This window comes from Rhizobium sp. KNZ2-6A (genome assembly GCF_056755475.1).
Map to the genome: position 1 here is coordinate 174640 of NZ_JBNDIC010000006.1, position 22874 is coordinate 197513.

The 22874-nt window shown below is 60.0% G+C and carries 25 protein-coding genes; 14 read left to right on the top strand and 11 right to left on the bottom strand.

Annotation, left to right across the window (positions count from 1 at the left end; genetic code table 11):
• Positions 1-159: 159 nt before the first annotated feature.
• Complete coding sequence (locus tag ACPYOP_RS06950) at positions 160-1128, bottom strand: aliphatic sulfonate ABC transporter substrate-binding protein (RefSeq protein ID WP_481409653.1); 969 nt, start codon at positions 1126-1128, stop codon at positions 160-162.
• Positions 1129-1269: 141 nt separating this feature from the next.
• Between ACPYOP_RS06950 and ACPYOP_RS06955 the strand changes: the two genes are divergently transcribed.
• The 3 genes from ACPYOP_RS06955 to ACPYOP_RS06965 all read left to right on the top strand — a co-directional run bounded on the left by ACPYOP_RS06955 (position 1270) and on the right by ACPYOP_RS06965 (position 4025).
• Complete coding sequence (locus ACPYOP_RS06955) at positions 1270-2268, top strand: NAD(P)-dependent oxidoreductase (RefSeq protein ID WP_481409654.1); 999 nt, start codon at positions 1270-1272, stop codon at positions 2266-2268.
• Between the two features lie 251 nt (positions 2269-2519).
• A complete protein-coding gene (locus tag ACPYOP_RS06960) occupies positions 2520-3428 on the top strand; it encodes a helix-turn-helix transcriptional regulator (RefSeq protein ID WP_481409655.1) in 909 nt (302 codons plus the stop codon).
• Positions 3429-3479: 51 nt separating this feature from the next.
• Positions 3480-4025 carry a YbhB/YbcL family Raf kinase inhibitor-like protein gene (locus tag ACPYOP_RS06965; protein WP_481409656.1) on the top strand — a complete coding sequence of 182 codons (546 nt, stop codon included), beginning with the start codon at positions 3480-3482 and terminating at the stop codon, positions 4023-4025.
• 92 nt (positions 4026-4117) lie between these two features.
• Here ACPYOP_RS06965 and ACPYOP_RS06970 read toward each other — a convergent pair whose 3' ends face one another.
• From ACPYOP_RS06970 to ACPYOP_RS06980, 3 genes are all read right to left on the bottom strand, one after another.
• Positions 4118-4606: an Lrp/AsnC family transcriptional regulator gene (locus tag ACPYOP_RS06970; protein WP_015340151.1), complete on the bottom strand. Its 489-nt coding sequence runs from the start codon at positions 4604-4606 to the stop codon at positions 4118-4120.
• Positions 4607-4672: 66 nt separating this feature from the next.
• Positions 4673-5305 carry a uracil-DNA glycosylase family protein gene (locus ACPYOP_RS06975; protein ID WP_481409657.1) on the bottom strand — a complete coding sequence of 211 codons (633 nt, stop codon included), beginning with the start codon at positions 5303-5305 and terminating at the stop codon, positions 4673-4675.
• A complete protein-coding gene (locus ACPYOP_RS06980) occupies positions 5302-5877 on the bottom strand; it encodes a thermonuclease family protein (RefSeq protein WP_481409658.1) in 576 nt (191 codons plus the stop codon). The genes ACPYOP_RS06975 and ACPYOP_RS06980 overlap by 4 nt, the downstream gene beginning before the upstream one ends.
• Before the next feature lie 123 nt (positions 5878-6000).
• On the opposite strand from ACPYOP_RS06980, the gene ACPYOP_RS06985 reads away from it, so the two are divergent.
• A complete protein-coding gene (locus ACPYOP_RS06985) occupies positions 6001-7530 on the top strand; it encodes a sensor histidine kinase (RefSeq protein WP_481409659.1) in 1530 nt (509 codons plus the stop codon).
• 78 nt (positions 7531-7608) lie between these two features.
• On the opposite strand, the gene ACPYOP_RS06990 is transcribed toward ACPYOP_RS06985, so the two are convergent.
• Positions 7609-8001 (bottom strand): diacylglycerol kinase, encoded by a 393-nt coding sequence (locus tag ACPYOP_RS06990; protein ID WP_481409660.1) that lies wholly within the window; start codon positions 7999-8001, stop codon positions 7609-7611.
• Positions 8002-8206: 205 nt separating this feature from the next.
• Positions 8207-9223 (bottom strand): nicotinate-nucleotide--dimethylbenzimidazole phosphoribosyltransferase, encoded by a 1017-nt coding sequence (cobT, locus tag ACPYOP_RS06995; protein ID WP_481409661.1) that lies wholly within the window; start codon positions 9221-9223, stop codon positions 8207-8209.
• Between the two features lie 95 nt (positions 9224-9318).
• Here cobT and ACPYOP_RS07000 point away from each other — a divergent pair, with 95 nt between their 5' ends.
• The 4 genes from ACPYOP_RS07000 to ACPYOP_RS07015 all read left to right on the top strand — a co-directional run bounded on the left by ACPYOP_RS07000 (position 9319) and on the right by ACPYOP_RS07015 (position 12080).
• Complete coding sequence (locus tag ACPYOP_RS07000) at positions 9319-10128, top strand: adenosylcobinamide-GDP ribazoletransferase (RefSeq protein ID WP_481409683.1); 810 nt, start codon at positions 9319-9321, stop codon at positions 10126-10128.
• A gap of 19 nt (positions 10129-10147) precedes the next feature.
• Complete coding sequence (locus ACPYOP_RS07005; RefSeq protein ID WP_481409662.1) at positions 10148-10369, top strand: DUF1289 domain-containing protein; 222 nt, start codon at positions 10148-10150, stop codon at positions 10367-10369.
• Positions 10366-11067, top strand: a complete 702-nt coding sequence (locus ACPYOP_RS07010) for a retropepsin-like aspartic protease family protein (protein ID WP_481409663.1) — start codon at positions 10366-10368, stop codon at positions 11065-11067. The genes ACPYOP_RS07005 and ACPYOP_RS07010 overlap by 4 nt, the downstream gene beginning before the upstream one ends.
• Before the next feature lie 107 nt (positions 11068-11174).
• Positions 11175-12080, top strand: coding sequence for a DMT family transporter (locus tag ACPYOP_RS07015; RefSeq protein WP_481409664.1), 906 nt, complete (start codon positions 11175-11177; stop codon positions 12078-12080).
• A 49-nt stretch (positions 12081-12129) separates the two neighbouring features.
• On the opposite strand, the gene ACPYOP_RS07020 is transcribed toward ACPYOP_RS07015, so the two are convergent.
• From ACPYOP_RS07020 to ACPYOP_RS07040, 5 genes are all read right to left on the bottom strand, one after another.
• Complete coding sequence (locus ACPYOP_RS07020) at positions 12130-13461, bottom strand: bifunctional folylpolyglutamate synthase/dihydrofolate synthase (protein ID WP_481409665.1); 1332 nt, start codon at positions 13459-13461, stop codon at positions 12130-12132.
• Positions 13462-13576: 115 nt separating this feature from the next.
• The gene (locus tag ACPYOP_RS07025; RefSeq protein WP_481409666.1) at positions 13577-14338 is read right to left on the bottom strand and encodes an ABC transporter permease; all 762 of its coding nucleotides are present in this window, start codon (positions 14336-14338) and stop codon (positions 13577-13579) included.
• On the bottom strand, positions 14335-15261 hold the full coding sequence (locus ACPYOP_RS07030; RefSeq protein ID WP_481409667.1) for an ABC transporter ATP-binding protein: 927 nt from the start codon (positions 15259-15261) through the stop codon (positions 14335-14337). The genes ACPYOP_RS07025 and ACPYOP_RS07030 overlap by 4 nt, the downstream gene beginning before the upstream one ends.
• 383 nt (positions 15262-15644) lie before the next feature.
• A complete protein-coding gene (locus tag ACPYOP_RS07035) occupies positions 15645-15899 on the bottom strand; it encodes a hypothetical protein (protein ID WP_481409668.1) in 255 nt (84 codons plus the stop codon).
• 106 nt (positions 15900-16005) lie between these two features.
• Positions 16006-17199 carry an extensin-like domain-containing protein gene (locus ACPYOP_RS07040; protein ID WP_481409669.1) on the bottom strand — a complete coding sequence of 398 codons (1194 nt, stop codon included), beginning with the start codon at positions 17197-17199 and terminating at the stop codon, positions 16006-16008.
• 245 nt (positions 17200-17444) lie between these two features.
• On the opposite strand from ACPYOP_RS07040, the gene ACPYOP_RS07045 reads away from it, so the two are divergent.
• The 6 genes from ACPYOP_RS07045 to ACPYOP_RS07070 form a co-directional block, all read left to right on the top strand.
• Positions 17445-17834: an acyl-CoA thioesterase gene (locus ACPYOP_RS07045; RefSeq protein WP_112344011.1), complete on the top strand. Its 390-nt coding sequence runs from the start codon at positions 17445-17447 to the stop codon at positions 17832-17834.
• Positions 17835-17838: 4 nt separating this feature from the next.
• Positions 17839-18429 (top strand): hypothetical protein, encoded by a 591-nt coding sequence (locus tag ACPYOP_RS07050; RefSeq protein ID WP_481409670.1) that lies wholly within the window; start codon positions 17839-17841, stop codon positions 18427-18429.
• A 119-nt stretch (positions 18430-18548) separates the two neighbouring features.
• The gene (locus ACPYOP_RS07055; RefSeq protein ID WP_481409671.1) at positions 18549-20141 is read left to right on the top strand and encodes an SEL1-like repeat protein; all 1593 of its coding nucleotides are present in this window, start codon (positions 18549-18551) and stop codon (positions 20139-20141) included.
• Between the two features lie 76 nt (positions 20142-20217).
• On the top strand, positions 20218-21261 hold the full coding sequence (locus ACPYOP_RS07060) for an SEL1-like repeat protein (RefSeq protein ID WP_481409672.1): 1044 nt from the start codon (positions 20218-20220) through the stop codon (positions 21259-21261).
• Positions 21262-21399: 138 nt separating this feature from the next.
• Positions 21400-22236 (top strand): RDD family protein, encoded by an 837-nt coding sequence (locus ACPYOP_RS07065; protein WP_481409673.1) that lies wholly within the window; start codon positions 21400-21402, stop codon positions 22234-22236.
• A gap of 127 nt (positions 22237-22363) precedes the next feature.
• Positions 22364-22874: hypothetical protein (locus ACPYOP_RS07070; RefSeq protein WP_481409674.1), on the top strand; the 511-nt coding region annotated here is incomplete at its 3' end.

Sequence of the window (22874 nt, forward strand, 5' to 3'; positions counted from 1 at the left end):
AGCCACCTCCCGATATTCGATCCGGATAGTGGCATAGACCAGGGATTATATCGACAATATGGATTTTCTAATCGCCTGTATCTGGCGAAATATTTTTCCTGATAACGCCCACGCCCGTAGTGTTTCGGACGCAGGCGATATCCGCGGATCCTGTCAGCCTCAGCTCGCTTTCGGCCGCCAGACGATGTTCGTGACGTTCAGCTTCTTCGGAACGATGCCAAGATTATAGAACTCATCAGCCAGTCCCTGCTGATAGGTGATCGCCGCATCCGTGATGGTCGAGACGCTGCCAAGATTTGCACCCGGACGCGTCAGCACCACCCGCGTCACCTCGGCCGGAACGCCGGTGATTTCGGACATGGCCTTAACGGTGCTGTCCAAATCCGATTGCGCTGCCGCCCCCACCTTGGCCAGTTCGTCGATGACGTCGATAATCACCTGCGGATTATCCTTGGTGAAATCGCCGTTGGCCAGGAAATAGCTGAAGGAATCGACGATGCCTCGCGCAGTCGCCAGGATGCGGGTATCCGGGTCGGCCTCTGCAATGGCGAGATACGGATCCCAGATCGACCAGGCGTCGATCGCGCCTGTCTTGAACGCAGCGGACGCATCCGGCGGCGTGAGATCGAGCGGCTGCACATCGCTGATCGTCAGCCCGCCTTTGCGAAGCGCCTTGACGGCGACGTTGTGGGCGCTGGAGCCGCGCTTGAAGGCAACCTTCTTTCCCTTGAGATCGGCAAGAGTCTGGATCGGCGAATCCTTGCGCACGAGAATGGCGGAGCTTTCGGGGCTGCCGGTGTAAATGCCGACATAGAGCAGATTGCCGTTGGCAGCCTGCGCAAACAGCGGCGGCACGTCGCCCGTCGCACCGAAATCGAGAGCACCGGCGCCGAGCGCTTCCAGCAGCGGCGGGCCGGATGTGAATTCTGACCATTCCACGGATATGCCGCGATCGGAAAGCCGCTTTTCCAAAGCCCCTTGACGCTTTGCCAATGCCAATACGCTGTTCTTCTGCCAGCCGATCCGAAGCGTCGTCGCCGCGGCCGCACGTGACTGCCGAACGGAAGGCAAAGCGAAAGCAGCCGCCGTCGCACCGAGAAGGCCGAGTGTCTGTCTGCGCGAAATCATCGAAGATCCCTTTTCATGAGGCCTCGGCGCTTCCGCGGCCATCGGCTCGTTGTCGATGGCCTAAACATCGCAAATCCATAAATTATATCGACAAAGGAATTTATGAAGATTCGCAACAGCAGCGAAATTCTATTCCAATAAATGAAAAAAAAGGAAATCAGATTTCAAATCACATGCCATGGTGACAAGTTGCCCGACAAATCGGTCTTTCGTCCTTCCGACCTTTCGGCTAAGCCTGCGGAACAAATTCGGTCATGGAGTTATGAAATGGCAAAGGTCTCATTCATCGGCATGGGCGTCATGGGTTATCCCATGGCCGGGCATTTGAAGGTCAAGGGCGGGCATGATGTCACCGTCTATAACCGCACCGTTACCAAAGCTGAAGCATGGGCCAAGCAATTTGACGGCAAGTTTGCCCCTACTCCGGCTGAAGCCGCTGAGGGCGCCGACTTCGTCTTCACCTGCGTCGGCAATGACGACGACCTGCGCTCGGTAACCACGGGCGAAAACGGTGTCATCTCCGCCATGAAAGCCGGCTCCGTCCTCATCGACAATACGACGGCCAGCGCCGAAGTCGCCCGCGAGCTTTACGCGGCCGCCAAGGAAAAGGGCGTTGGCTTCATCGATGCGCCGGTTTCCGGCGGCCAGGCCGGCGCCGAAAACGGCGTGCTCACCGTCATGTGCGGTGGAGATGGGGCTGTCTTCGAGAAAGCTCGCCCAGTCATCGACGCTTATGCCCGCATGGTCGGCCTGATGGGGCCGGTCGGCGCGGGTCAGCTGACCAAGATGATCAATCAGATCTGCATTGCCGGCATCGTTCAGGGCCTCGCCGAAGGCATCCATTTCGGCAAGCAGGCCGGGCTCGATATCGAAAAGGTCGTTGAGGTCATTTCCAAAGGCGCTGCCGGTTCCTGGCAGATGGAGAACCGTCACAAGACCATGATTTCAGGCAAGTACGATTTCGGCTTCGCCGTCGACTGGATGCGCAAGGATCTCGGTATCGTGCTGGAGGAAGCCCGCCGCAATCAGGCCAAGCTGCCGCTCACGGCCCTCGTCGACCAATTCTACGGCGATGTGCAGGCCATGGGCGGCAACCGCTGGGATACCTCCTCGCTGCTCGCGCGCCTGGATCGGAAATAATTCGGCCCTGAGCAATTCCGGGAAAAGTGCTGAGCAGTTTTCCATCCGAAATTGCGAGAAAACAAAAAGACGGAGCGGTTCAGAGTTTCCGTGAAAAGCTGAACCCTCTAGTCGGCTCCGTGAGGGGCGCCGCCATCGACCCGAGAGACTTGGCAGCGCATGCTTCGCAAACAATAAGCGAAGATAGTTTCGCAAACCGACGACCTCCGCTACGCTACGCGGGATTTGCTGCCTTGTGACAAGGACAGCCGATGAAAGAGGCACAGGGGCCGGTGTTGCAAATTTCGGATAATTTCTCCGCCTTTCAACAGCGCGATATCGTCCGGCGCGATGGAGCCGGAACGGCGGCGTGTATCATCCAAAGCGCACGCCTGCTCTGCAGGCGCCTCGCCTCGCCGGCTCCGGGCGTGGTATTCATTCAAAAGGGTCAAAAGATCATTCTCGACCAGGGCGCTGACGTGAAGGCTCGCGCCGGCGATCTCGTGTTGATCCCCGAACGCGCCACCGCGGATATCATCAACGAGCCCGACGGCGCCGGTTATCAGGCGTTAGCCCTGCAGTTCGCGCCAGACCTGATCGCCAATTTTGCCGTCGTCGAAGCCAGACCAGTGCAGGAAATCAAGGTTCTCAACGGCATGCCGCCGGCTTTCGAAGAAGCGTATGGCAAGGCGATCGAGGCGATCCGAAGCGGCCCCCTCCTGCCGGACAGTATCGCCGCATCCCGCGTCAACGAAATCCTGTTGTGGCTCGGCGCGCTCGGCTACCGGTTTGCGCCGATCGCCAACCCCGGTCCGATCGAACGCCTGCGCCGGATCATCAATTCCGATCCGGCCTATTCCTGGCGCGCTCCGGAACTTGCGAAGACGATCGGCATGAGCGAGGCCAGTCTTCGGCGCAAGCTGGCGGCGACGGGAACGAGCTTTTCCGAAGTTTTGGCCGATATACGGATGACGACGGCACTCACCCTGCTGCAGACGACCGAAAAGTCCGTAACGCAAATCGCTCTCGATGTCGGCTATGATTCGGCCTCCCGCTTCACCGCGCGCTTCCGGGCGCGTTTCGATTTTGCACCAAGCGAAATCCGCGGCCATCAGCGTGAAGTTGATCGAAACGGCGCAAAGACTGATCGAAACAGCGCAGCGCTCGTGCCCGCGGAATGACAATCTCCAGCCATCGACGCTGCGGACAGCGTCGCTCTAACGGAGATTGTCATGAAATATTCTATCGCCGCGGCCCTGACTGCCATGTTGTTGTCGTCAGCCCAAGCCTCGGCCTTTGAGCTCGCCAGCCCGGAGATGAAGGATGGCGGTACGCTCAAGATCGAACAGGTGGCCAATATATTCGGCTGCAAGGGTGGAAACATCTCTCCCGCGCTGAACTGGAAAGATGCGCCGGAAGGAACCAAGAGCTTCGTGGTCACGCTCTATGATCCGGATGCGCCCACGGGCTCCGGCTGGTGGCATTGGACCGTGTTCGATATCCCCGCATCGGCCACCTCGCTGCCGTCAGGCGCGGGATCGACTGCGGGAAAAGGTTTACCCTCCGGAGCAATTCAGGGAAGAACCGATTTCGGCACCTCTGCCTTTGGCGGCGCCTGCCCGCCTCCAGGCCCTGCCCATCGCTACAGGCTGACCGTAACAGCCTTGAAAATCGACAGGCTCGGCCTCGACGGCAACGCCAGTGGGGCACTCGTCGGCTACGTGACGCAGGCAAACGCGCTTGCCTCGGCTTCTATCACGGCGACTTACGGCCAATAATGCCACGTTGAAAAAGAAGCAACGCCCTTGCTGCAAAGTTCAGGCACCTGTTCCTGATCGCGGCGGGCGTTGCTGAAAGATATCGGCGGCACTCAGTCTTCGTTGGACCTTGCATTCTCCAGGAGCATGTAATCCAGCGGCAGTTCCGTTGAATACTTGATCTGCTCCATTGCAAAGGCCGAGGAGACATCGCGGATTTCGATCTTGGCGATCATGCGCTTGTAGAAAGCGTCGTAGGCGGCGATATCCGGCACGACGACGCGCAGCAGATAGTCGACATCGCCGCTCATGCGATAGAATTCCACCACTTCCGGAAAATCGGCGATCACTTCGGAAAAACGCTTCAGCCATTCGATGGAGTGGCTGTTGGTGCGAATGGACACGAAAACCGTGACCTTCGTGTTGACCTTCTCGGGATCGAGCAGCGCCACGCGGCGGCGAATGACGCCATCCTCTTCCATCTTCTGGATGCGCCGCCAGCATGGCGTCGTCGACAGACCGACCTTCTTGGCGAGGTCGGCCACAGCCAGAGTGGAATCTTCCTGCAGAAGGCGCAGGATTTTGCGGTCTAGGCGGTCCATTTAAGCATCCCTTCGAATTATATTCTCTCTATAGCGTATTTTAAGTGAGAGAAAAGAAACTTTTTCTCAAAGAAGGAGGCTTTTCACACGTTGTTGTAATACCGGAAGCAACTCAGCCTCGAACCAGGGATGACGTTTCAGCCAACCGCTGTTGCGCCAGCTCGGATGCGGCAGCGGCAGCGCGGCCGGCGAATGGTTTGTCAGAAGATAGCGCCGCCATTCGGCAACCGTCTCTGTCATCGAACCCATGCGCGCCGCGCCAAGATGCCAGGCTTGCGCATATTGGCCGATCGTCAGGATCAATTCGATCTGCGGCATCGCATCCATGGCCCTTTGACGCCACAAAGGCGCGCATTCCCTACGCGGCGGCAGGTCGCTCCCGGCCGCGTCATAACCCGGAAAGCAAAAGCCCATGGGCACGATGGCGAAATGATCCGGATTGTAGAAGCTCTCGCGATCCACCGCGAGCCATTGCCGCAACCGGTCGCCGGAGGCATCGTTGAACGGCAAGCCGCTCTCGTGGACGCGCAATCCCGGTGCCTGCCCTGCGATGAGGATCCGCGCGGTCGACGATAGCGTGGCGACCGGCCGCGGCTCGTGCGGCAGGCGATCCGCCTCGCCTTTTGCCGGCATATCTCGACACAGACGACAGGCGGCAATCGCCGCATGCAGGACCTGTAGCTCGCTATCTCGCTTCATGGTGCAATCCACACGACGAGCTGTCGCAGATACGCGAACAATCCCGTTAGCGGATCGCCGGCTTCGGCACGGGCCATTCGCTCCTCATGCCGATAGTTGCTCGGTTTCTCGAACTCGCCGGCCCAAAGTCCGGTTTCCGCCTGTCGTGCCGCTCGTTCCTCGCCGCCATAGCCGCCATACGAAACGGCCATGCCGTTGCGGACCATCGCGGCATTGATGTCGAGAGCGCCGATCATGCAAGTCACCAGCATGCGACCGTAGCGATCCCTCTCCCGCCCACGGCATTCGGGGGTCCCGGTCTTAATAAGTGTGGCAAGCGCCTTACGTGCCTCTTCGCCGCATGCCCAGTCAGTGCCGGCACGCCGACAGCGTTGCCGATATTCAGGAGCATCGATACCTTTCAGCCTCAGGCGCTCGCCACCGGCGGAAAGCGTATCGCCGTCGATGACATAAAAGCTACCAGTTTGAATGAATTCCGGTCGATTGTTCACTTTCAACGCGAGCAACGCTATGATGGCGAGCAGAGCGAAAGTGGTCACGCCGTCACGAAACAGGCGGCCTGACCGCATCACGTTCTTGCCTCCTTTAAGAACAAATCCTTGGCGAAGATGGCAAACAAATCATTTCGGCGCAGCATCTTCTTAAGGTTTGGACGCTAGTCTGTAGTCTCAGGCAAGCCAAGTTTCAATGTAACCATGAGCACCGGCGTCAGCACATCGACAGATAAAAACATTGTCGACCGATCGCGCAGTCACCGTAACCGGGCTGTGTCGAAGGCCGTGCGGCAGACGCGCGAGCGCCTGCAGAACGGCCACAGCCGCAATTTCGACCGCGAAATGATGCTCATGCATATCGATACGCTGCTGCAGGGCGCCGCGGTCGTTCCGATCTTTGCCGTCATCGTCGCCGTGCTCGGCGTCTACCTGACGCGAGACGCGCAGATCTTCTTCTGGACCATCCCGATCCTGACGGCACACGCGATCAACATGCTGCTCGGCCGCAGGGCACGAAAGCAGGAAATCTCGGCGGAAGGCGCCAGGAAATGGCGGCAGGTCTTCTTGCTCGGGCAATTGCTGATGGGCCTCTGCTGGGCAATCTTTGCCATGCAGGGCTGTTCGACCTGCGGCGGCGACAGTTTCGTACTCTATAAGGGCGCGACCCTGCTGGTGGCAATCGGCATCACGGCGATGTCCAGTTTCATGCTGCCGCGCGCCGTACCCTTCTCCTTTGCGCCGGTCACCGTCGCGCTGGTCGTGACCGCCATCCTCACGCGAAAGCCATCGGACATTGCGCTGACCGCCGCCATCTCCGTCGCCGTCGTGTTCTTCACCTTCATCACCATCCGCATGTATCAGTCCAACCTCAAGATTCTCTCCTTCCAATCGGAGAAGGATGACCTGATCGCGGAGCTGGAAGTGGCAAAATCGATGTCGGACGAGGCCCGCCGGCGTGCCGAGGAAGCCAATCTCGCCAAATCGCGCTTCCTCGCCTCCATGTCGCACGAGCTTAGAACGCCCCTGAATGCAATCCTCGGCTTTTCCGAAGTCATGTCCGCGGAAGTCATGGGGCCATTGAACAACCCGACCTATCGCGAATACACCACCGATATCCATCGCTCGGGACAGCATCTGCTCAACCTCATCAACGAAATCCTCGACCTCTCGCGCATCGAGGCCGGCAAATACGAATTAAACGAGGAAGCGATTTCCCTCCTCGATATCGCCGAGGATTGCATCGGCATGGTGCAGCTGCGTGCCCGCGGCAAGAACATTTCGATCTCCTCGCAATTCGAAGCGCAGCTGCCCTCCGTCTGGGCCGATGAGAAGTCGTTGCGCCAGGTGATCCTCAATCTATTGTCGAACGCGGTGAAATTCACGCCGCAAGGCGGCGAGATTGCCGTCAAGGTCGGCTGGACGGCAGGCGGCGGCGAATATGTGGCGATCAAGGACAACGGACCGGGCATTCCCGAGGAAGAGATACCGGTCGTGCTTTCCGCCTTCGGGCAAGGCTCCATCGCCATCAAGAGCGCCGAGCAAGGCACGGGCCTTGGCCTGCCGATCGTGCAAGCCATTCTTGCCAAGCATGACGGTCAGTTCGTGCTGAAATCCAAGCTTCGGGAAGGCACAGAGGTCATCGCCATCTTGCCGGCCAAGCGCGTGCTGCAAAGCCTGCCGGCGGTCGAAGACGCCCCTCTCGTCGAGCGCCGCAAGAAGAGCTTTGCCTGAGGGCACGTCTCGCGCTTCAGGCCTTCGATTTTGCGCATGTCGTTATAGCAAAACCACTTAGCAAATTCGCAACTTGTTTCAGCGGAAAAGCAGATGGCTGCCGATGACGTAAAGCAGGTAGATACCGGAAGCGACCAGCATGCAGAGAACGGCAAACGATCCGAGATCCTTGGCATGCTTGCCGACATTGGAAATCTCCGGCGAAATCCGGTCGATGACCTCTTCCACCGCCGTGTTCATGGCTTCGATTGCGAAAACGCCGAGAAAGAGCACCACGCCGATGACGATTTCGCCGATCGTCGCGCCTACGGCGATCAACAGGACCAACGAAACAGCCGCAAAGAGGAGCTCCTGCCGGAAGGCAGATTCCCGCAGCAGCCGCTGAAAACCACCCCAGGAATAGCCGGCGGCGGCGAAAAAGTGCCGAACCCCCGTCTCCTTGGTGACCGTCTGCTTTGAAAACTCAGCCATTCGCGTTCCGCCCGTAATGTCCCGGTTTGCAATCTGGATGCTTTGCGAATACCGCCTCACCGTGAGCGAAGCAAGGCGACGCATCCCCGGCGGCTCAAAATTCATTACAGATTTATGACGAAAAACCGATCGTCTACAGGAAATTTAGCGGCGAAACGCTTATTTCAACGCCTCGCCGCCGCGATTTTCAATGCTTGCCCGACTTTCAATGCTTGTTTGTAACGCCGGCGCTCTCGAATGTCGCCATGCCTGAATGACAGGCAGCCGCGGCCTTGACGATGCCGGCAGCCAGCGCCGCCCCCGTTCCTTCGCCAAGCCGCATGCCAAGTGCCAGAAGCGGCGTCTTGCCGAGCTTCTCGATGGAACGCAGATGCCCCGGCTCAGCCGAAACGTGACCGATCAGGCAGTGATCGAGCGCCGAGGGATTGGCCGCCTTGAGAATGGAGGCGGCGGCCGTCGCGACATAACCATCGATGATGACGGGGATGCGTTCCATGCGGGCGGCAAGGATGGCGCCGGCCATGGCGGCGATCTCGCGGCCGCCGAGACGGCGCAGGATCTCCAGCGGATCGGAAAGATGGTCGCGATGGAGCGCCACCGCCTTCTCGACGGCTGCGATCTTGCGCCTCAGCATCTCGCCTTCGGAACCGGTGCCTGGGCCGACCCAGTCCTCCGCCTTGCCGCCATAAAGCGCATAATGGATGGCTGCGGCGATCGTGGTGTTGCCGATGCCCATTTCGCCGATGCAGAGCAGATCCGTGCCGCCGGCAATCGCCTCCATGCCGAAGGCCATGGTCGCGGCGCAATCACGCTCGCTCAGCGCCGGCTGTTCGGTGATATCAGCAGTCGGAAAATCGAGCGCCAGATCGAAGACCTTGAGGCCGAGGTCATAGGCGACGCAGATCTGGTTGATGGCCGCACCGCCGGCCGCGAAATTTTCCACCATCTGCTGGGTCACTGAAGGCGGAAACGGCGTAATTCCCTGCTTGGTGACACCGTGATTGCCAGCAAAGATCGCAACCAGGGGCCGGGTCACGGCCGGAGGACGGCCGGTCCAGGCGGCGAGCCAGAAGGCGATTTCCTCGAGCCTTCCGAGCGCGCCCGGCGGTTTTGTGAGCTGCGCATCGCGCTCGCGCGCTGCCACGAGTGCCCGGGCATCCGGCCCCGGAAGGTCGCGCAGCAATGCACGGAAATCGTCGAATGGGAGGCCGCTGACGCTCATGAATGCGTTCCTTGTCTTTTGGTCTCAAATCGGGTTCTTTGCGTGCGACTCTATTAGTCTTCGGAATCGGCGTGAACAACTCCAAAAAGCGCCCGATGCTGTCGCGCGCATGGCGGGGAGAGGAAGAAATGCGGGAATACATGCGCGACATCGCGCGCGGGGTCGCTTTCCTGAGCCGTATTCCCGTGCCGGGGTCCTTCTTCGAGGGCTATGACGGCAAGCTTGCGCGCGTTTCCCGCACATTCCCCTTCGCCGGCCTGCTGGTCGTCCTGCCTGCCGCTCTGACCTTCGCGACGCTGCTTGCCGTCAACGCCGATCCGTTGATGGCGGCACTACTGGCGCTTACCGTGCAGACGATCACGACCGGCGCTCTTCATGAGGATGGGCTCAGCGACGCCGCCGACGGAATTGGAGGCGGCAAGGATCGCGAACGCGCGCTCGAAATCATGAAGGACAGCCGCATCGGCACCTATGGCGCGGCGGCGCTGATCCTGTCTTTCGGACTGCGCGCCGCGGCTCTTGCCGCTCTCGCCCGCCACCTTCCGCCGTCTGAAGCCGCCATCGCCATTCTCGCAAGCGCCGCCTTGAGCCGCGGTGCCATGGTTTGGCACTGGTATGCCCTGCCGCCCGCCAAACCGGATGGAATAGCGGCGTCGGCGGGCAAGCCGGATGGCGATGCCATGCAACTGGCGTTGATCACCGCACTCAGCCTCGCCGCGCTCCTCATCGGCCCCACGCTTGGTGTTCCAGCACTCGTTGCCTGCCTTCTTGCGACCAGCGCCGCAACATTTTTCGTCACAAGATACATGCGGCAAAAACTGTCCGGCCACACCGGCGACACGATCGGCGCGACCCAGCAGATTTGCGAGATCGCCTCCCTCTGTACTCTTGCCATGTGCGTTTGAAGCATCGATATATGATCCCATGCTGACACCTTGCATCCTTGTCTGCTCCATCGACCAAGTGACCGGCTATTGTTTCGGTTGCGGCCGCACATCGGCGGAAATCGGCGCGTGGATGAACTATAGCGATGACGAACGTCGCCAGATCATGGAAGCGCTTCCGGAGCGCCTGACGCAGGTCGAGCGCAAGCCGCGCAGGGAAACCCGCCGCCAAAGGATGGCACGGGAGCGCGGTGCCGTATGAACCGCCTGAACATCGTTCTCGCCGTTCTCGGCATCGGCCTTGCCCTGCTCATCTTCAACAGCAATACCGGCACCACCTTTGGCATGCGCAATGACGACTTCGCTCGCGTCGTCTATCTTCTGCCGATTGCCCTGATGATGAGCGCCGCCGTCTGGGCGAGCCGCCATACCGTCAGTCAGTCGGTCCGCAATCTCCTGGTCTGGCTCCTCATCATCATGGTGCTCGCGACCGCCTATATCTATCGCCGCGATGCCGAACAGGTTGGAAATCGCGTCTTCGCCGGCCTGATGCCCGGCCATGCCGTCGTCGTCACGACGAGCGAAGGCGGCCAGGAGGTGATCCTCCATAAGCGTTCGAACGGGCATTTCGAAGCCCGGGTCATGATCAACGGCCAGCCGATCGACATGCTGATCGACACCGGAGCCAGCACCATCGCGCTGTCGCAGGAAGACGCCGAGCGTGTCGGCATCATTCCGGAAAACCTCACCTATTCGATGTCCGTATTGACGGCCAACGGCCGCGCCATGGCCGCCCCCGTGGAGCTCGGCTCCGTCGCCATCGGCCCCATCAAGCGCAGGGATGTCGAGGCGAGCGTGGCCGAAGCGGGCAAGCTGGACCAGAGCCTGCTCGGCATGAGTTTTCTCGAAACATTGGGATCGATGCAGATGCAGACCGACGAACTTCGACTTCGCGACTGAACAAAACGACCGGCAGAATTCGATAGTTCGGCCGGGATCGAAATATTCATTGGTCTCTTCACTCTAAAAGACGGCAGATCGACCCCCGTATGACGAGTGAAACACCCATGACATCAGCCAGACCAAATATAACGACGGAACTGCTGCTTCTTCTCGCTCTCGCGACCTGCTGGGGCGCCTCTTACACTTTCATCCGCGTCGGCGTGGCGACCATTCCGCCAATCACGCTGATCGCCGCCCGCACCTTGATAGCCGGTCTCGTTCTGCTTGCTATTATTCGCTGGCGCGGCCTGAGCCTGCCGAAAGACGCAGCCACCTGGAAGCGCTTTCTCATTCAATCCTGCCTCAACAGCGCCATTCCCTTCACGTTGATCGCCTGGGCGGAACAGACCGTCGATGCCGGCCTCGCGACCATATTGAATTCCACGACGCCCATTTTCGCCTTCCTGATCGCCGCCTTTCTGCTGCGCAGCGAGCCGCTGACGGGACGCAAGCTTTTCGGCGTGGTTGCCGGCATGGCGGGCATTTGCCTGATCATCGGCCTCGATGCGCTGCATGGCGTGGGCCGCCAGCTACCGGCACAGCTCGCCGTCGTCGCGGCATCGATCTGCTATGCCTGCGCCGCCCTGTTCGGGCGCAATTTCAAGGGGCTGGATCCGATGATGCCGGCCGCCGGCTCGCTGCTCTGCGGTGCGGCTCTTCTCATTCCCGCCAGCCTGGTTGTCGAGCATCCCTGGCAGATCGCGCCGTCGGTAGCCTCGATCCTGGCCCTGCTCGGCCTTTCGGTCGTCTCCACTGCGCTTGCCTTCAGCATCTACTTCCGGCTCATCCAGACACTCGGCTCGGTCGGCACGACAGCGCAGGCCTATCTGCGCGTCCCGATCGGCGTCGGCATCGGCGTGGCCTTCCTCGGCGAGCCTTTGTCTCCGACGGCAGCAATCGGTCTCGTCTGCGTCGTGGCAGGCGTCATGGCCATGACCATCGCGCCGCGCAAGCGGGTCGCGGCCGGATGAAATCGGTCCCGATCCGCTTGCATGGGACAATCAGATCAGGACAGACAAGTCACCCGACACTCCCCAAGACCGTGCCGCGCAGGGCGCCGACAAGATAGAGCGAGCCGGTCACCAGAATCCAGCCGCCGCGTTCCGCGGCTTTCGCTACGGCGCGATTGAGCGCCTGTTGCGGGTCCGGCTCGGCTTCGCAGGCCATGCCCATGGATATGCCGAGCGCTTCCAGCTCGCTTGCCGCATGCCCACGGCCGGATCCGGATGCCTCCGTAAAGACCGCATAGACGGCATAACGGGAAAGTACCTCCACAAAGCCGTGCGCATCCTTGTCCGACGCCAGCGCGACGATAGCAATGCAACCGCCGCCAACGGAGGAGGAGCGCGCGATATCGCGCAGCACGGCCTCGATGTTGAACGGCACATGCGCGCCGTCCATGATTATGGGCAGGGTTTGCCGTCCCTTTGCCAATGCAGGCGGCCGTGCAAAGTCGAAGCGCTCCATCCGCCCCGGCAGACGTGCCTTTTCGATCACGGCAGGTTCAAGCAACCAAGCACCGATCAGCTGCCCCTTTTCGCTTCCTTCTCGCACGCCCTCGCCTTGCCGACCCAGGTGATCGAATACCAGGCCGACCAGCGCGAGATTGGTTTCCACGATCGTCGCATCCTCGGGAATTTCAGTCCGAAGCACACCGCAGCCGAGTTCATCGGCACGCTGCTGCAAGACCTGCCCTGCGGCATCATCGGCGGCGAGCGTGGTGACGAGTATCGCGCCAGGCTTCAATATGCCGACCTTCTCCCGCGCAATCGCCTCGCGCGTGACCCCAAGAATTTCCGTATGCTCGAGCCCGATGTTGGTGACGACAGCCACTTCGCCGAAGACCACATTCGTCGAGTCCAGCCTGCCGCCGAGCCCGACTTCGACCACGACCCAGCTCAAGCCAGCATCTCTGAACACGACGAAAGCAGCGGCCGTTATCACATCGAACCAGGTGGCGTCTTCGCCAGCCGTCGCTGCCTGCTTCGCGCTCTCATAGCTGTCGAGAACCTGCGTGATCGCCCTTGCCAGCGCATCGTCCTCGACCTCCTGGCCCAGAACGCTGATACGCTCGTTCACATGGTCGACATGCGGTGACGCATAACGGCCGACCTTCCAGCCGGCCCGCAGCAATCCGGCCTCGACAAGTGCCGAGACCGATCCCTTGCCTTTGGTGCCCGCGACATGGATGGCGCGAAAGCTCTGATGAGGATTACCCAATCGCTGCATCAGGTCGAGCATGGGCTCGAGACCGACGCGCATCTCTCCGCGCGGCTTGCGCTCCCAATTGGTCAGCTGATCGAGCCGGGAAAGTGCTTGGGATAGCGACTGGCTCGGATGGAATTGCGGCATTGAATACCTTCGGCAGAATTTCAGACTAATTAATGTCAGACTATGGACGCCCGACCGCCTCGCTACGTCAAGTCAGGCCATGGACTCCGCGCGGCCACGCTAAAAGGCTCCGCCGTCAGCTCCGCAACCGATAACCAGTCCGGAAAATCCATCCGAGGATCACCAGACAGATGACAAGGAAAAGCGTGATCATGGCAAGGCTCAGCACCGGATTGACGTCGGCGATGCCATAGAAGCTCCAGCGGAAACCGCTGACGAGATAGAGGACCGGATTGAGATGGCTGGCCGCCTGCCAGAAAGGCGGCAGCATGTTGATCGAATAGAAGCTGCCGCCGAGGAAAGTCAGCGGCGGCACGACCAGCATCGGGATCAAATTCAGCTGCTCGAAATTCCCCGCCCATATGCCGATCATGAAACCGAACAGGCTGAAGGTCACGGCCGTGAGTACGAAGAACAGGATCATCATGAACGGATGCTCGATCCTGATATCGACGAAGAAACTTGCCGTGGCGAGGATGATCAGACCGATGAACATGCCCTTCGTCGCCGCCGCGCCGACATATCCGAGAACGATCTCGGCCATGGCGACAGGCGCCGACAGCACCTCATAGATCGTGCCGGTGAATTTCGGGAAATAGATGCCGAAGGAGCCGTTGCTGATGCACTGGCCGAGCAGGGTCAGCATGATCAGACCGGGTGTGATGAACGCCCCATAGGACACGCCCTCGACCAGATTGATGCGCGATCCGATCGCAGCGCCGAAGACGATGAAATAGAGTGACGTGGAAATGACCGGCGACACGACGCTCTGTAGCAGCGTACGGCGCGTGCGGGCCATTTCGAAAGCGTAGATGGACTTGACCGCTTCGAAGTTCATTTGCCTGCTCCCACCAGCGATACGAAAATATCCTCAAGCGAACTCTGGCGCGTCGAGAGGTCCTTGAAATGAATCCCCTCGGCCGCCAGTTTCGACAGCAGAGCCGCGATGCTGGACTGTTCGTGCTGCGCATCGAAATCATAGACCAGCGTCAGGCCATTCGGTCCGAGCGAAAGCCCGTTGCCGTCGAGACGGTCAGGAACGGCATCCAGCGGCTCGTTGAGATCGAGGATAAGCTGCTTGCGGCCGAGCTTGGCCATGAGCGCCTTTTTCTCCTCCACCAGCAGCAATTCGCCGCCATTGATGACGCCGACACGATCCGCCGCCTCTTCGGCCTCTTCGATATAATGCGTCGTCAGGATGATCGTAACGCCGGAAGCACGCAGGCGCTCGACCACATGCCACATGTCCTTGCGCAACGTCACGTCGACGCCGGCCGTCGGCTCGTCGAGGAAAAGGATCTCCGGTTCGTGCGAAAGTGCCTTGGCGATCAGCACGCGCCGCTTCATGCCACCGGAAAGCTGGCGAAGCATATTGTCCTTCTTCTCCCACAGCGAAAGATCCCGCAATATCCTCTCGATATGCTCGGGATTCGGCTTCCTCCCATGAAGTCCGCGCGAAAAACTCACGGTATTCCAGACGGTTTCGAACTGATCGGTCGTCAGCTCCTGCGGCACGAGGCCGATCATGCTGCGCGTGGCGCGGAAATCGCGCACGACGTCATGACCGCCGACCGTCACCGTACCGCTGCTCGGATTGGCGATCCCGCAGACGATGGAAATCAACGTCGTCTTGCCCGCGCCGTTCGGCCCGAGCAAGGCCAGGATTTCACCTTGCTCGATATCGAGGTTGACGCCTTTCAGCGCCTGGAACCCGTTGGAGTATGTTTTGGTAAGATTGCGGATGGAAATGATCGGAGCCATAGTGAGGCAAAGTCCGGCTTTGTGATGAATTTCGCAGCGTTTGCCCGCTATATAGCCGGTTCTGAGCTTTTACCATCCCACGGTGGTGAAACACAGCGTTCGCCTAAGCCAAATAAGCTGTCATCAAATCGTGACCTTCATCGGGCATATAGCTCCTTAGGTGAGCAACGTTTGTCGCAACTCCGCCCAATGCCTCTTGGCGACACGTCAGCGCCTGCTGTACTAGCCGATTTATTGCCCTCGTATCCATATTGCATGCATCATTGCAACATGAAGTTCTTTTCTGGAGCAGGCAAGGATCCCCCGTCGTTGCCATGCACCGCTCAAGCCGGCATCAGCCGGCTTTTTTCTTTTTTGCCGGCTTATGATCGGGAAAACCGATATCACCAGTTGCCGTTGACACCGCAGCCGGCCGGAGGAAGCGTCCTGTGCTCGAAGCGAGCCTTCAGCATTTCGCAGCCCTTGTCGCGGATGGGACCGGGCATTATTGAATTAAGGCCGATGCCCACTTCGTCGAACGGATCGTCGGCATAAGCAACATAGGCGTACCAGCGGCCGCCAATGACAATGACGATGGCAATCAGCGCGGCAACGAGCGCCCTTCCCAAGCTTCTCTTTCGTCTTGGTGCTTCTTCCATGAAACCCTCTCCTGCCCTCGGATCTCGCAACCAAGCGCGATTCCCCCGATAGGTAAATCAGCTTCCCTGTTCGGCAAGTGTGGATGTTGCCCCCACGAAACGCCTATCAGAGGCTGCAATAGCGCCGGCCGCCCTGTCGGTCCCGGAGATCGAAGTGGAAATGGTTCCAATGTTCCGGATTGCTGCCCGGCCCGAGCACCGTATCGAAGTAGCGGCAGCTGTCGGTACGCACGGCTTTCAGCAGCCGCCCTTCCCGGAAGGAGAAGAGCCCCTTCCTGCGCACGTCGATCACATGGCCGTTCTTCAGAACGAAGGTGCCGACATCGATCGCGTTGCCATGGGCATGTTCCGACATCGGATTGTAGCGCTGCCGGCTATTGTTCATCCGCCGGCAGGAATAGCCGCCGAGCGGCACGATCGTGCCGATACCGGTCCAATAGCGCGTGCGTGCCGCCGGCGCGAGTTCGTTCTTCACCCATTTGGCAAAAGCGAGCGTCACCTGGCAATTCAATGTGACGGCGGGCCTGACGGCGATGTTGCCCGAGAGACCGCTGAGCGAGACCGGATAGGGAACCTGGCATGAGGGACCGTTCGAAATCGCCGGCTTATCCGTGTAGATGACGCCCATGCGCCGGAGTTCCTGACGGCAGGCAATTTCCGAAGGCGGCATCATGCCGGGTGTCGATTGCGGCGCCTCGAACTGTTGATCGAGACGCGGCACCGGGTTTTCGATACGCGGCAACATGGCGACCTGCGTCCCCGGCTGCTGCCTCGGCATCCGCGACTGGTTGAGTTCGGCCTGCGCGGCCGGCCGCTGAAGGGCAGAGCGGTTGGTCTGCACCGGCGCGTCGGTGCCGATGCCGTCGACGACAGGCTGATCGGATGAGCCTTCGGCGATATTCTGCTGCTCTTCCTGCGCCAGCCCGACCACCGACGGAGACTGCGCCTCCTCGCTCGGCCCGACGCCAAGCTCGGCATCCATATTGACGCCCTGCGACGGAACATTCGATTGCTGTGCCAGACCGACTTCGACATCGGACGTGGTCACAGCCTCACCGGTTCCGGCGGAACGGAGGGGACCACCATTCTTATAGTTGCTCGAGGCGGAAACGACGGGATCCTGCACGCCTTGATAGGCGAACTGCCGCTGCGGCACGCTCTTATGCGGCTTGATGGAGCCGACGCGAGAGGAACTATCGATGCCGGAGGGCGGCACGAGGTTATCGGCCGTGCAGGCGACAAGTGCCGACGACAATAGCAATGGCAGCGCGACCCGCCGTAGAATGGGTAAAATGGTCATACTCCTGATCCGCTGCCCCAGCCACGGTCGGTAACGATTACAAATCCTAAATGGGAAGGGTGAATGAAAGCTTACCGCCGCCGGTCGGCGCGTTTCAGCCTGACGCCGCGAGGCGACGAAACGGTACGGAACATGTCCTCCGGCCTACGGAAGTTCGAAGCAGAAACATCAACATTGTCTTTTCCATCACGCCTGGATTGCATAGGTTGAAACGTGGAATCGAGCCGAGAAACAGGAGCAGATGAATGAACGACAGCGTCAAACCGAGAGGCGAGCTGACATTGCGCACGCTTGCCATGCCTGCCGACGCCAATCCTGCCGGCGATATCTTCGGCGGCTGGGTCATGGCGCAGATGGACTTGGCGAGCGGCATCCGCGCGGCCGAGCGCGCGCGTGGACGCGTGGTCACGGCGGCCGTGAAGGAGATGGCTTTCGAGCTGCCGGTCAAGATCGGCGATACGCTCAGCGTCTTCACCGACATCGACCGCGTCGGACGCACCTCGATCACGCTGAATGTCGAAGCCTGGGCCCACCGGGCGCGCTTCAACGCCTTGGAAAAAGTCACTGCCGCAACATTTATCATGGTCGCGCTTGACGAGAATGGAGCGCCGAAGGCCGTACCAGAGGAGAGCTGACGTTATGGGCTCAGCACATACGCCAGAAGTCTACGTCTATATCCGGACGGTCATGAGCATGGTGATCGGCCTCTCGCTCGCCCAGCTTCTGACGAGACTTGCCGGCTTCGTTCAGGCGCCCGGCAAGAACAAGATCTATCTCGTCCATATCGGCTGGGTATTGTCGATGTTCCTGTTCATCATCCATTTCTGGTGGTGGGAATACCGGCTGCAATCCGTCGCGCAGATCAATTTCGGCGTCTACCTCTTTCTCATCTGCTTCTGCTGCCTCTTCTATTTCCTCTGCGTCTTGCTGAATCCGCCATCGGTCGAGGATTACGGCGGCTTCGAGGAATATTTCATCTCCCGTCGCCGCTGGTTTTTCGGCCTGCTTGCGGTGACCTATACCGTCGATCTCATCGACACATTGCTGAAGGGCGAAGCCTATTTCCACTCCCTCGGTTGGGAATATCCAATACGCAATGTCGTTTACGTCGTCCTATGCATCATTGCCGCGATCACCGCCAACCGGCGTTTCCAGGCGGCATTCGTAATCGTCGGGCTGATCTATCAGATCACCTGGATCTTTCGTCTCTACGACGTGCTTCCGGGATAAGGTTCGCATTGCGCTTGGCGGAAAACGACTGCCATTTCGATGCTCCACGATCCTTGACCAAGACATCGCCATACTGTTCAGATCGATTGCCGTCTGGGACATTGGTGGGGACTCAAGCCTTGAAGACAAAGAGCTATGCATTGGGATTGGCGCTCGCTCTTTCATTGCCTTGGCTTGCCTATGCCGAAGATCCCGCTCCGGGGCCGGCCAATACCACAATCGACCTGAAATACTGGGTGGAATTCGCAAATCAGGGCAATTCGGCTGCGCAGTACGGTCTCGGCTATCGCTATGCCAACGGCCAGGGCGTGGAACAGGACGATGCCCAAGCGGTCGATTGGTATCGGAAATCGGCCGATCAGGGCAACGCGCAGGCGCAATATGCGCTGGCCTATATGTATGCCAGCGGCCGCGGCGTCGATGTCGACCTGAAACAGGCGAACGACTGGTATCTGAGGGCGGCGCAGCGGGGCAATGCCGATGCTCAATATGCCATCGGCTACTCCTACGCCAATGGCCGGGGTATGGATGTCGATAAAGAAGACGCCGTCACCTGGTACCGGAAATCCGCTGCCCAGGGCCAGGCGCAGGCCCAATATGCGCTCGGCTATATGTATGCAAACGGCCTCGGTATCCATGAGGACAAGGCCGTCGCGCTCGACTGGTACCGCAAGGCCGCCGATCAGGGCCGTACCGACGCCCAATACGCCGTCGGCTACATGTATGACAACGGCCAAGGCACGGAAGAGGATCAGAAACAGGCCGTCGCCTGGTATAAAAGAGCGGGCGATCAGGGAAGTGCGCAGGGTCAGTATGCCGTCGGTTACTCCTATGCCAACGGCAGGGGTGTCGAGCAGGACGATGCCGAAGCCTATTCCTGGTACATGAAGGCAGCCGAAGGAGGCCGCGCCGATGCGCAATATGCCGTCGGCTATAGTCTTGCGAACGGAACGGGTGTTGCCCGGGACTACAGGCAGGCGCTTCAATGGTATCGCAAGGCTGCCGACCAGGGACGCTCCGAGGCCCAATATGCCATCGGCTATCTCTATGCCAACGGCCAGGGCGTCAAGGTCGACGACGAAAGTGCGGTGAAGTGGTATCGCAGGGCCGCCGCACAGGGCGACGCGCAAGGCGAATACGCCCTCGCCTACATGTATGCGGGCGGTCGCGGCGTCGCGAAGGATTATGGCAAGGCGTTCGAATGGTACGGGAAGGCTGCAAGCCAGGGGCATGCGGATGCGCAATACGCCCTGGGCTACCTGTATGACAACGGCCAGGGGACAAAGCCGGACAAGGCAGCAGCGGCGATCTGGTATCGCAAGGCGGCTGACCAGAACAACGCACAGGGTCAGTACGCCCTCGCCTATCTTTATTATCAGGGGGCCGGGTTAACCAAGGACTACGGACAGGCCGCCAACCTGTTTCGCAAGGCTGCCGGCCAGGGCGACGCCCGTGCGCAATACGGTCTTGGATATATGTATTATAACGGCTATGGCGTGCCGAAGGACTCCACAATTGCCGCGGATTGGTTCAACAAGGCGGCGGCGAAAGGATTGCCGGAAGCGCGGCACGGCCTCGGCTACATGGAAGCCAATGGCGAGGGTCCGATCAAGGATCTCGGGCCATTGGGACAGGGAGCTGCCGAAAAGAAGGGCGCCGGCGACATGACGGGCTGGATCATATTTCACTTGCTGATGGCGCTCTTGCCCTGACGGTCGCGGGAGCTTGCCATCTTGACGGAACGGATTTTCGACTGAGGGGTAGATCGTGAATTGGAAGCAGGGGGCCGTGGGTTTGCTCTTCGCGCTGGCGTCGATGGTGACGGCGCATGCCGATGTCGGGCGGAACAGCTACGATCGTGGAGATTTCAAGACCGGCGCGGACTACTGGCGCCCCTTGGCAAACAAGGGCAACGTCGCGGCCCAGCTGAAACTCGGGCAAATGTACGAGCAAGGTAGCGGTGTCGAGAAAAACTACACATTGGCGCTCAGCTGGTACAAGAAGGCCGCCGATCAGGGCAATGCCGAAGCGCAGTTCAATGTCGGCACGATGTACGATCAGGGTGAAGGCGTCACCGCCGACAAGAGCCAGGCCGTTCTCTGGTACAAGAAGGCGGCTGCGCAAGGCTACCTCAATGCGCAATACAATCTCGGCGTCGTCTACGACACCGGCGAAGGCGTTCTCAAGGACAAGCCGCAGGCTTTTGCCTGGTACAGCAAGGCCGCCCAGCAGGGCGATATGGATGCGCAGTTCAATGTCGGCACCATGTACGACCAGGGCGACGGCACCGACAAGGACAAGCGCAAGGCCGTAATGTGGTACCTCAAGGCCGCCGGGCAGGGTAAGGTCGAGGCACAGTACAATCTCGGCATCATGTATCGCGATGGCGAGGGTGTCGACAAGGACGGCGCGACAGCCCTTTCCTGGTTCAAAAAAGCGGCCGATCAGGGCGATCCCAGCGCGCAGTTCAACGTCGGCGCGATGTACGCCGATGGCGACGGGGTAAAACAGGACGACGGCCAGGCCATCGCATGGTTCCTCAAGGCCGCGGCGCAGAACGATGTCGAAGCCGAATACAATCTCGGCGTCATGTTCCGCGACGGCGAAGGCGCCGCCAAGAACGGCCCTCAGGCGATCTACTGGTTCGAGCGGGCGGCGGCGCATCGCTATGCCGATGCCGCCCACAATCTCGGCATGATGTACCGCGACGGCGACGGCGTAGCGTCGGATTCCGCCAAGGCGCTGGAATGGTTCCGCAAGGCAAAGCGCTTGGGTTATGAGGGCAACGCCGACGAGAATGAACGCCCGAGCGAACAAAGCATCCCGATATGAGCTAACCGGGCAGGTCGATCGCCGCTCGCATCGTGTCGTTCTCCCCGCGAATCGCTGCAAAGCGTGCTAATTCCTGCACCTTGAAGTCAGTAAAGCCTATGCCTGATTGCCGCAAAGCGCATTGAATTGGGGGAATTTATGAGTTTTGCCGCATCCGACCGCCAGATGGCTTCCCTTCCGCCTCGCCATTTCTGGAGGAGGCTCGGTGCCTATGCGATCGATATCGTCATCTTCCAGATCGCTTTCGTACTCCTGTTTCTCGCGATATCGGCGGTGACGTCGTGGGACCTGACCTTGCCGTTCCTTCGCGAGCAGCAATGCGAGGAGACCACGGTGGGGCCACTCATTCCGAAGGTAGAGGCCGAATGGCCTCTGCAGCCCGGCGAGACGAGAAGCAATCAGCTGTGTCGCATATCCTGGCTGGGCAGCAAGGGATACACCGTCTTCGTTTCCGCCGTTGTCTCGCAGCAGGGATCGACCACGGTGAAGCGTGTTTTTTCCGTGCCGGTCGACGGCAACGGCAATCCGATCGATCCGAATATAACCGAGAGGCCGAGTTCCAGCGTCGTGCTGCTGCTCCTTCCGTTCGCCTTCGCCTATTGCTCGGCAGGCGGCAGGCGGACGCCAGGCAAGCGGGTGACATCGCTGCGGGTAACGACGGTTGAAAACGGCGCCCTACCCTTCGGGCTCGCCGCCAAGCGCGAAATGCTGAAGTTTCTGCCATTGATGCTGCTGGCAATCTTCAATCTGGCCAGCCTGTTCCTGTCGCGCCTGTATTCGCCTCCGATCGAAGAGATGATCCAGCAGGCGCGAGACATAAATCTTTTCAGCGCCAGCGGCTTCTTGGCCGTGACCGGGGCGTTGGCGCCGCTTCTCTTGGTGTTCGCGCTCATATGGTGGCTCTTTCCATTGATCGTGTGGCGTGGCCAGACCTTTTACGACCGCTACTGCGACACGATGGTCGTCAAGAATTGATCGTCCGCGTAAACCCATAGGGTTTATCAGCACGGCGTGGGGGATTGCCTTGGTGCGGAAAGAGATGGAAGAGTAGCGCCACGCCAGGCCCGATTTGCCGCTTCTTCCGCTGCGAGGATAGATCACCGTGAACCTGAAATATCTCGTGCCCCCCGTCTTACCCCTGCCGCTTCGCATGGCTCTGCTTGCCGCGGCCGTCGTCTTGCCGCTCTCGCCACTACCCATCGCGGCAACGCCGGCGGAAGCCGCGCCCGGCTCGTGCTGGTCGCTGCTGCAGAGCAAGTTCGGCCCCCAGATCGAGAAATCGGTGAACGAGGCCGATCCGTGCAAGAAGCTGCCGGGTGTCGATCACAAGGACAAGTTCGAAGTGAAGTCGCTCGACGTCTGCGACGCTCCGAACGGAGGCGTCCAGATCAACGCCACCGCCGACATGGCCTGCAAGTCGCATGGGGTCATCAAGACGACGATCAAGGGTGAGCTGGACGCCTCAATGACGGTCGATGTCGGCGCCTGCCATATCACCGACCTGCGGGTCGGCATCAACGGCCCCATCGGCGAGCTGATATCCTCCGTCGGCGGCCTGCAGGATCTGGCGCGCGGCTTTGCCCAGGCCAAGATCTCGGAAATCTGCGGAAAGT